Raw genomic sequence first — 399 nt, 5'->3', positions numbered from 1 at the left:
TTTGCGTGTTCATGCCGCCAGTCGAGGCGGTGGAAGACTACCTCGAACTGGTCGCGGCGGCCGAGAACGCGGCAAAGGCTATCGGCCTGCCGGTGCATATCGAGGGCTACGGCCCGCCGCACGATCCGCGCCTCAACGTCATCCGCGTGGCTCCCGACCCCGGCGTCATCGAAGTGAACATCCATCCGGCAGCGAACTGGCAGGACTGCGTGGCGACGACCACAGCGATCTACGAGGAGGCGCGGCAGACGCGGCTCGGCGCCGACAAGTTCATGATCGACGGTCGCCATACCGGCACCGGCGGCGGCAACCATGTCGTCGTCGGCGGCGCGACGCCTAACGACAGTCCGTTCCTGCGCCGCCCCGACTTGCTGAAGAGCCTGGTGCTGCAATGGCAGC

General features: G+C 67.2%; 1 protein-coding gene. It reads left to right on the top strand.

The genetic code is table 11. The features are described 5' to 3' along the window. Positions 1–399: transglutaminase family protein (locus tag AC0L3L_RS36490; protein ID WP_473642222.1), on the top strand; the 399-nt coding region annotated here is incomplete at both ends.

The organism is Mesorhizobium sp. WSM4849 (assembly GCF_055811385.1).
This window is presented reverse-complemented; position numbering and strand designations above follow the sequence as displayed.